This window comes from Corallococcus sp. AB049A (assembly GCF_003668885.1).
GTDB lineage: Bacteria > Myxococcota > Myxococcia > Myxococcales > Myxococcaceae > Corallococcus > Corallococcus interemptor.
Genome location: NZ_RAWL01000882.1, coordinates 1 through 665, shown reverse-complemented (window position 1 = coordinate 665; position 665 = coordinate 1). Strand labels below are relative to the sequence as shown.

Sequence of the window (665 nt, the reverse complement as noted above, 5' to 3'; positions counted from 1 at the left end):
AACTCCACGGCGTACGTGCTGGACGCGAATGGGGACGTGGCCGGAGTGGGCGTGCCCGGAGAGCTGTACGTGGGCGGCGAAGGGCTCGCGTGGGGTTACCTCAACCGCGCGGACCTGACGGCGGAGCGCTTCGTCCCGCATGCGTTCAGCACGGAGCCCGGGGCGCGGCTGTACCGCACGGGAGACAAGGCGCGCTGGAAGGAGGACGGGACGCTGGAGTTCCTGGGGCGCGCCGACTTCCAGGTGAAGGTGCGCGGGTTCCGCATCGAGCTGGGCGAAGTCGAAGCCGCGCTCTTGACGCAGGAAGGCGTGGCGGAGGCCGTGGCAGTGGTGCGGGACGTGGGCGGGGACAAGCGCCTCGTCGCGTACCTTGTCGCGAAGCCGGGGCAGAACATCGACCCGAAGGGGGTGGAGTCGGAGCTGCGCAAGCAGCTGCCGGAGTACATGGTGCCGTCGTCCATGGGCGTGCTGGACGCGCTGCCGCTCACGGCCAACGGCAAGGTGGACCGCAAGGCCCTTGCCGCGCTGGCTGCCCCCGAATCAGGGACGGCCTACGAGCCACCTCGCACGGAGGCGGAGCGCAAGCTGGCGGCCATCTGGGAGGAGGTCCTGCGAGTGCCCCGGGTGGGCGTGAAGGACAACTTCTTCTCCCTGGGCGGACACTC

1 protein-coding gene is annotated in these 665 nt (G+C 70.2%); it reads left to right on the top strand.

What is annotated here, in order from left to right:
• Window positions 1-665 (top strand): non-ribosomal peptide synthetase (locus D7X55_RS40050; RefSeq protein WP_147470450.1); only part of this gene is annotated, 665 nt, incomplete at both ends.